The sequence below is a fragment of the Frankia gtarii genome (assembly GCF_025403375.1).
GTDB lineage: Bacteria > Actinomycetota > Actinomycetes > Frankiales > Frankiaceae > Frankia > Frankia gtarii.
In genome coordinates, this window is record NZ_JAMPTM010000261.1 from 1 (window position 1) to 9,233 (window position 9,233).

A 9,233-nucleotide genomic window follows, 5' to 3' on the forward strand; every position below is an offset into this window, starting at 1 on the left:
CCTCCACCCGCGGTGGCCTCCCCCCCGGCCACGCGTTCGCCGTCGGCAGCCGGCCCCGCGCCCAGCACGACGAGCTCGGCGGCGGACGGCGACGGTGCCGGCAAGGTCCGCACGTTGCTCTGCGACACCGAGGGACGCCGCGCCGCGGCCAGCTCGTCCCGGGAGGCCGCGACGGCCAGGTGGCGCCGCGTCAGCAGCCAGACGAGTTCGAGCAGCATCCCCGCGCCCGCCGCGATGCCCACCCCGGTCCACGGGCCGGTCGTCCCCACCAGCGACAGCTGGAAGAACTCCTGGCCGAACGGGATCACCAGGACCAGCACGAACGCGACCGCCATGGTCAGCACCAGGGCGACGCGCCACCACGTGTAGGGGCGGGCGACGATCGCCAGCGCCCACAGCGCGATCAGGAACAGCGTCAGGGTCGCCATCGACGTCTCGGCGTCCAGATCGTCATAGATCGACCGCGCCACCAGGTAGGACGCCATCGTCGCCGTCGCGGCGACGATCCCGGCGGGCAGCGCGAAGCGCAGCACCCGGCCGACGAAGTCCGGCCGGGCCCGCTCGGTGTTCGGGGCGAGCGCGAGGAAGAACGCCGGGATGCCGATCGTCAGCGAGCTGAGCAACGTCAGGTGCCGCGGCAGGAAGGGGTAGGGCACCCGGGTGACGACGACCAGGATCGCGAGCAGCACCGAGTAGACGGTTTTCGTCAGGAACAGGTTCGCGACGCGTTCGATGTTGCCGATGACGCGGCGCCCCTCGCCGACGACGGACGGCAGCGTCGCGAAGCTGTTGTCGAGCAGGACGATCTGGGCGACGCCGCGGGCCGCCTGGCTGCCCGAACCCATCGCGACACCGATGTCGGCGTCCTTGAGGGCGAGGACGTCGTTGACGCCGTCGCCGGTCATCGCGACCGTGTGGCCGCGCGCCTGCAGGGCGGCGACCATCGCCCGCTTCTGCTGCGGGGACACCCGCCCGAAGATCGAATGGGTCTGCAGGGCGTCGGCGAGACCGTCGGGATCGGTCGGCAGCGTTCTCGCGTCCACCGGCGAGTCGGCGCCGGGCAGGCCCAGGGAGCGGGCGACCGCGCCGACGGACAGCGCGTTGTCCCCGGAGATCACCTTCGCCGCGATGTTCTGCTCGGCGAAGTAGCGCAGGGTGTCCGACGCGTCGGCCCGCAGCCGCTGGGCGATCACGACGAGCGCGACCGGCACCACGGCGGCCGGGACGCTCGCCGGTTCGGCCAGCGCGCCGTCGAGCGAGGCGGTGAACCGGCCGAGCAGCAGCACCCGCAGGCCGCGCGCGCCGAAGCCGTCGACCTCGGTGAGCACCGGGTGGCCGGCGGGCAGCAGCACGTCGGGCGCGCCAAGCAGCCAGGTGGCGACGCTGCCGGCCGGGTCGGCCACCGTCGCGCCGCTCCACCTGCGGGCCGAGGAGAACGGGGCGTCCGCCCGCACCGCCCAGCCCGCCGGCGCCGGGTAGGCGTCGATGATCGCCTGCATGCTGGGGTTCGGCCGGGCGTCGGCGGTGCCGAGCACGCCGAGCACCTGCCGGGCCACGTCGGTCGCGGAATCGGTCGCGGAATCGGTCGCGGTTGCGGCGTCCGCGTCGACGATGCGCAGCTCGGCGACGTCCATCGCCGCCTCGGTGAGGGTGCCGGTCTTGTCGAGGCAGACGACGTCGACGCGGGCCAGTCCCTCGATCGCCGGCAGCTCCTGGACGAGGCACTGACGGCGCCCCAGACGCACCACCCCGACCGCGAAGGCCACCGAGGTGAGCAGCACGAGTCCCTCGGGCACCATCGGCACCAGGCCGGCGACCATCCGGCGGATCGCCTCGGACAGGTCGTCGTCGTTGACGTAAAGCTGGCTGATGATCAATGCGATACCGGTCGGGATGATCATCCAGGTCACGACCCGGAGGATCGTGCTGATGCCGGCGCGCAGCTCGGAGTGCACCAGGGTGAACCGGCTGGCCTCCTCGGCGAGCTGCGCGGCGTAGGCCTCACGGCCCACCCGGGTCGCCCGGAAGGCCCCCACGCCCGCGACCACAAAGCTGCCGGACATGACCTGGTCGCCGGGCTGCTTGTGCACCGGGTCGGCCTCGCCGGTCAGCAGCGACTCGTCGACCTCCAGGTGCTCGGCCTCGGCGACGACCCCGTCGACGCCGATCCGGTCGCCCGGCCCGAGCTCGATGACGTCGTCAAGGACGATCTCGGACGCGGCGAGCTGCGCCGCGACCCCGTCGCGGCGCACCAGCGGCCGGGACTCCCCGACCACCGCCAGCCGGTCCAGGGTGCGCTTGGCACGCAGCTCCTGGAACAGCCCTACCAGGGTGTTCGCGACGATCACACCGCCGAACAGGGCGTCCTGAAACGGGCCGACGATCACCATGAACACCAGCAGGACGCCGATGATCGCATTGATCCGGGTGAAGACGTTGGCGCGGACGATCTCGCCGAGGTTCCGGCTGGAGCGCAGCGGCACGTCGTTCACGCGGCCGTCTGCGATCCGCTCGGCGACCTCGGCAGCCGTCAGCCCGGCGGCGGGCCCTGCCGCCGAGACGGGGAAACCGGACGGCCGCGTTCCCGCGACCCCTGGCCGATCCATTGCGTCCTCCACGCTCCGTCGCAGCCGTCACCAGGGGCTCGGCAGCGTCGGGTATCGCCTGTCGGGCCCGGGATCCGGCGGACGGCCGGCGCGCGTTCCGTACGCCGCATGGGCCGCAGGCCCACCGTAGTTGACGCGTCTGCGACGAGTTCGCCCGCGGGTCGTCAGTCGGCCGGTGCGCCCGCGTCCGCGCTGATCGCGCCCCCGGCGAGCAACGCCAGCAACAGCAGCCCCAGAGCGACCCGGTACAGCACGAACGGCGCGAAACTGCGGGTCGAGATGTAGCGCAGGAACCAGGCGATGGCCGCGTAGCCGGTGGCGAACGCCACGACCGTGGCGAGAATCGTCGGCCCCCACGACACCTCGCCACCGTCGCCGTCGCCGTCGCCACCGATCGACTTCAGCTCGAACACGCCGGAGGCGAGCACCGCGGGCATCGCGAGCAGGAACGAGTAGCGCGCGGCCGCCTCGCGGGTGTAGCCGAGCAGCAGCCCGCCGCTGATCGTCGCCCCGGACCGGGACACCCCCGGGATCAGCGCGGCCGACTGCGCCAGCCCGTAGAGCACACCGTCGCGCACCGACAGGTCGGGCAGGGTCTTACGCGGCCGCGGCAGCGAGTGCCGCCCGCGCGGGCGGCCCTTCGAGGCATACCAGTCCGCGCCGCCGAGGATCAGACCAAGCACGATCAGCGTCGTCGCGATCAGACGCAGGTCGCGAAACGGCCCCTCGATGGCGTCCTGGAACGTGACGCCGAGCAGGCCGATGGGGATCGTGCCGAGGATGACCAGCCAGCCGACGCGGGCGTCGGTATCCCTGCGCATCTCCCGGCGGGTCCACGACAGCGCCCAGGCCCGCACGATCCGCGCGATGTCCTTGCGGAAGTAGATCAGCACCGCCGTCTCGGTACCGATCTGGGTGACCGCGGTGAACGCGGCGCCGGGATCGTCCCAGCCGGCCAGCGCGGCGGTGATCCGCAGGTGCGCGCTGGAGGAGACGGGAAGGAACTCGGTCAACCCCTGCACCAGTCCGAGGACCGTGCCCTCGAAGAAGTTCATCGGCGCCGGCCGGCGGAACCCGAGCGCGCGGCGGTCCCCCTGCCGGTCGGCGGGTCACCTGCCCGTCGGGTCCGATCTGGTCGCGTCATCGGTGTGCACCCCTCCACGCGCCTCACGCTAGCGGAGCGCGGAGCACACCCGGATGGCGGGGAGGGCGGCCGTCGCCGGGCCCGCGACCGCGGCGACAGCGCCCGGATTGCCGGCATCGTGGCTGGTAGGGTGCGATGCGACCCGTCGTCCGGTTTCCCGCCGTTGTGGCTGGTGTGGCCCGTGGACGCATCCATGATCCTTTTCCCCGGCGACGCCGCCGTCCCGAGGCCGGTACCGGTACCGCGGCTGCCACCGGTGCGATGGCCGGCACTCTCGCGATGCCCGCGCCCCGTTCCGTACCAGTGGCCCGGCTTCCCGGCTTCCCGGCATACCGGCATACCGGCATACCGGCGGTGATCATGACCTTCTTCGGGCATCGCCGTGATGAGCCCGCTCAGCGGGCTGGTCTACGGCGCGCGGCCGGCCGGCGGCGACCCGGTTCGCCGGTTCGCCGGTTCGCGGGCGCGGCGACCGTCGCCATCCCGATCCCGGCCGGGCTGGCCGCCGCCGGCGCACTGCTCGCGGCGCGACGCGGCGCCACGGGATCCGAACATCCCGCGCGCGACCGGCTGAACCGGTCACCCTCGCCGTCCACAGGCGTTCGCCACGGACGGCTTCATCGTCGCGTCATATCCATGAACGGACAAGCTCGCCTTCCGTTCACCTTCGGATCGGAAGGTGTCACCGGAATGCGAGGGCCGTCGACGCCTGCTCTGCTCCGGTGTCGGCACAGGTGACCGAGCCGCTGCGGCGACGCCAGATCGGGACGTGCAGGGCATCCACGCCAGATACGGGAGATCCGATGCTGAACCATCTGCTCGCAGGATTGATCATCGAGGTGGTCGGGACGGCGGTCATCCTCGTCCTGACCACCCTGGTGCGCCGCTGGCTCGGCGCGTCAGCCGGCCAGCGGGCCTAACCCGGCCGTGCGCCGGGCGGCACGGCGGGACTGTGATGGCCTGCCGCCCGCCAGGCCGCGAAGGTGGCCGCGCCGGCGGCGCCCAGCGCGATGCTCCAACCGACCGGCCCGACCGGCCGGGACCCGAACAGCGCGCTGAGCACTGGCGTCTGCACCAGCACGGCAAGCACGACCACGCTGGCGATCGCCGTCGTGATGACCAGCGGATCCCGGCCCGCGAGGGCCAGGGTCTGGCCCAGCTGGGCCCCGACGAGCGCGAGCAACGCGACAGTCGAGGCACGCCGCCGGGTGCCGGTGAGCCGGCAGAGCAGCCACGCGGCGCTCGCCGCGCCCGCGGTCGCCCCGCCGCGGATCAGCAGGATGCGTCGCAGCGGGCCGGTGAGCCAGTCGGTCGCCGCACCCCCGCCATGTCGGGCCTCCCGGGGCCCGACCGGGCCGGTCCCGCTGTGCGCCCGCCCGGTCTGCCCGCTCGACCGGGCGGGGGCGTCGTCGTCGCGGACGGCGGGAGACCCGCCCGGCGGTGCATGCCCCCGTACGGCGAGGGCCATCGCCGGGGCCATGTCGGTCAGCAGATTGACGAGCAGCAGCTGGCGCGGGTTCAACGGCGCAGTCCCCCCGAGCGCCGTTGCGAGCACGGTGAACGCGACCTCCCCGGCGTTGCCGCCGACCAGCACCGACACCGCATCGGTCACCGCCTGCCACATGCTCGTGCCCTCCTCGAGGGCGTCGACCAGGCGGGTGACGTCGGCGTCGGTGAGCAGGAGGTCGGCGGCGCCGGTGGCCGCCGCCGACCCATGGCCGCGCACGGCGACACCGACGTCGGCGGCGCGGATGGCGGCGGCGTCGTTCGTGCCGTCCCCGGTCATGGCCACCACGTGACCGCGCCGGCGCAACGCGAGGACGAGGCGCACCTTCTGCTCGGGGGAGATGCGCGCGAACACCGTCGCCTCCTCGACCCGGCGCGCGTACTCCTCGTCACCGAGCACCGCGAGCTCCGCGCCGGTGACGACGTGGTCAGCCCCCGGGACGCCGAGCTCGGCGGCGATCGCGCCCGCGGTCACCGGGTGGTCTCCGGTCACGACGAGCACCCGGATCCCGGCCTCGGCCAGCCGTCGCACAGCCGGGGCGGCCGATGGCCGGGGCGTGTCGGCCAGGCCGAGGAAACCGACAAGCTCCAACGTGCGGAGCCGATCTGCCCCGATTGGGCTTCCCGGGTTCGATCGGGTGTGCGCGCCCACGCGCCGCCCCCGGTCGGGTGAGGTCTGGTCGGGTGAGGTCTGGTCCGCACGGGCGACGGCGAGGACTCGTAGCCCCCGCCTGGCCAGATCCTCGGCGACCAGCACGGCCTCCCGCCGCCGGCCGGATCCCAGCCGGCATCGGTCGAGCAGCACCTCAGGGGCGCCTTTGACGGCGAGCACCTCCGTCCCGCCCGGGTCACGCAGCAGCGTGGCCGCATATCCACGCGCGGTTTCGAACGGCATCTCCGCCAGGCGTCGCCCCAACGGGGGGAGCCCGTGGGCGGCATCGAGCACCGCCCGATCGGTGGCATGCGGCGCCGGCCCACCCGGAGCCGGACTGGCCGCCGCCGCGATCCGGTGCACCGCCGCCGCGGCCGGATCCGACGCGGGGACCCGCCGCCACCGGGCGGCAGGCTCACCCGCGGCACCGGCCGCCCGCCCGCGCGCGGCAGCGGAGCGGACGACGACGTCACGCAGCACCAGCCGACCCTCGGTGAGGGTGCCGGTCTTGTCGAAGCACACGGTGTCGACGCGACCGAGGGCCTCGACGGTGCGGGAGGAGCGGACGAGCACACCGAGCCCGGCCAGCCGGCGCGCCGATGCCATCTGCGCGACCGTGGCGACCAGGGGAAGCCCTTCGGGTACCGCGGCCACCGCGACGGCCACCCCGGCGTTGACCGCTGTCCGCAACGACGTGCCACGCAGCCAGGACAGTCCGGCCACGGCGATCCCGCTGACCGCGGTGAGCGGGATCGCGAGCCGGGTCAGATCGGCGAGCCGGGCCTGCACCCCCTGCGGCAGCCCGTGGCCGACCGCCGCCTGCCCCGCCCGACCGGCCTCGGTCGCCGTGCCGACGGCGACCACCACCGCCCGACCGGACCCGGCGAGCACGGTCGTCCCCTCGTAGAGCATGTTGTGCCGTTCGGCGAGCGCGACGCCCGGCGTCGGGGCGGTGTCCTTGACGACGGGCACCGACTCCCCGGTGAGGGAGGACTCGTCGACCTCCAAAGACTCGGCGTGGACCAGTCGGGCGTCCGCGGGCACCACGTCGGCGGCACGCACCTCGACGAGGTCGCCCATGCGCAGGTCGACAGCGTCGACAAGCCGGGTGTCCGTCGTCGTCACCACCCGGGCCAGCGGGATGTGCCGGGCCATCAGCCGACGCATCACCGCCTCGGCCCTGGCCCGCTGTGCCCCGCTGACCACGGCGTTGGCGACCGACACGCCTGCGACGAGGACCGCGTCGACCGTCGACCCGAGCACCGCGCTCGCGGCGGCCCCGACGAACAGCACCGGGATCAGCGGATCGCTCAGGTCCGAAAGCAGCGCGACGGCGAACCCACGGGCCGCGGACGCCATCGGGCCGACGCCGCGTCCGGAGGTCGGGGCGTCGATGTCCCCCCGCGTGGAGTCCGGTTCGGCGGTGCGGGCGCCGGCCAGTTCCGCCGGGTCCCGCGGGACGGCGGCCAGCCGGCGTCGCACGGCGTCCGCCGGCAGGGCATGCCAGTCGGTGTGCCACGCAGGCGCGGGAGGGCTGTGCCGGTCGGCGCGGCTCGCGCTGAGCGCGCCGAGCGCCATCGCGCCGAGCGCGGCAGCGTTGACCGGCGTGGCGCGCACGAGCGCCGCGGGCCGGATCAGCCCCGCCCAGCGGCCCTGGCCCGCACCGGTGTCGTCGCGTCCCAGCCCGGCGATGGTGGTGAGGACGGCCAGGGCCGACGCGCAGTGGGCGAGGGTCACCGACCGGCTGCTGACCGACGCGGCGACCGGGGGGAGCTGCAGGATCCGCCAGGCATCGACCAGACCGTCCGCACAGATCAGATCAGCCGACCAGGGCGGGCGAGCCCCCCGGATGTCCACCCCGATGCCCACATCCGCGCTGAACAACGCGTCGGCGTCCCCGGCGGCGACCGCCGGCGCCTCCGGGCGCGCACCCCCGGCCACGACGGCGACCATCCGGCCGGCCGCCTGCAGCCGCCAGACCTCGGTGTCCACAGCCGTGCCCGCGGGCAGCACGGTGTCGACGAGGGTGGCGAGCTCGACCGTGCTGGCGTGGGCGGTGAGCACGACGGTGCCGCACGCCCGGGCGGCACGCAGGAGTGCCTCGGCGAGCCCGTCGAGTTCGGCACCGACGACGGCGTGCGCCCGACGGCGGCCGACGCGGAGCTCGACGGGTAGCCCGGATGGGTGCAGCGCCGATCGTGGCCCTTCGGTGTGCACCGCCACCACCCGTTCGGCCCCCTGCCGCGCGACGACGTCGCCCGGTTGGAACACCCGCCGAGGGTCCACCTCGTCGAGCAGGCGATCCGCCCGCGACCAGGTGGCCGCGTCGGCGGCGGCCAGCACCCGCATCCGCTCCCCCAGCAGCACCTGCGCGCAGACGACGACGGCGTCGATCCGATCGAACCGGCGCAGGCAGCGGGCATCGAGGATCACCACGTCCCGAGCGGACAGCCGGCGGGCCGCCGTGGCTGCGAAGACCTCCCGGCCCAGTCGGGCGGCCCGCGGCACGGTCGCCAGCACCAGCTCACCGCCAACGCGCGGGGAGCCGGTCGCGAGCAGGCTGGCGGTGCCGACGGCGAGCCCGACGGCGGCCATCCGCTCGGCGCTGCGCTCGATCGGGCCGGCGGGAACGGGGCGGGGCCGGTGCTCCCGCGCGCGTGCGCCGATCTCGCCGGGTAGTCGCGACGGGCCAGGCGAGGCTCCGGACGGCTGCCCTGGCACCGACGGATCCCCGCCACCGGCCAGCGCCGCGGCAGCCCGCAGCCCCGCCGCGACACCCGATGTCTGCGCGGCAACCGGTTCGGATGGGACAGCCGGCGAGCCGGGAACCTGGTCCGCGCGGGCGGTACGGCGCAGGAGGTCGGGCTGGCGGCGGATGAACGCCGCCCGTTCGGCGAGCAGCTCGCCGACGACCGCCGCCCGGTGGGCCACGTCGACGACGAGGATGTCCGGGCTCTGGGTCAGGGCACCCACGCCTGCGCCGAGCAGGCCGATCGTCAGATCGGCGCCATGCTGGCCGAGGCGGCGTTCCACCGCCCGCCGGACCCACGGCTGGTGATCCACGAGTGCCACCACCGCACCCGCCGCACGGGGCACGGCCGGCACCCGGTAGACCCGGGCCGCCACGGCGACGCCGAGTGCCGCGGTGTCCACGCCGAGTCCGATCACCGCGGCGACCAACGGCCCCGGATCCCCCGGATGCGCGGCGTGCCCAGGAAGCTTCGCGTGGCCATCGCCGGCTCGAATGTCGGCCGCAGGACCGACCGCGGCGCCGGCACCCGGCTGTCCCGCGTCATCCCCCTCGCCCCCGGCGCCGGCCCGGGTG

Annotated in this window: 3 protein-coding genes; all 3 read right to left on the reverse strand. The window is 74.8% G+C overall.

Annotation, left to right across the window (positions count from 1 at the left end; translation table 11 throughout):
* On the reverse strand, positions 1-2,606 hold a 2,606-nt coding region (locus NBZ83_RS26165), incomplete at its 3' end, for an HAD-IC family P-type ATPase (RefSeq protein ID WP_261575990.1).
* Positions 2,607-2,770: 164 nt separating this feature from the next.
* Positions 2,771-3,661 carry an undecaprenyl-diphosphate phosphatase gene (locus tag NBZ83_RS26170; protein WP_261569853.1) on the reverse strand — a complete coding sequence of 297 codons (891 nt, stop codon included), beginning with the start codon at positions 3,659-3,661 and terminating at the stop codon, positions 2,771-2,773.
* 1,005 nt (positions 3,662-4,666) lie between these two features.
* Entirely contained in the window at positions 4,667-9,088 is a 4,422-nt protein-coding gene (locus NBZ83_RS26175) for an HAD-IC family P-type ATPase (RefSeq protein ID WP_261575991.1), read from the reverse strand.
* Positions 9,089-9,233: the final 145 nt, after the last annotated feature.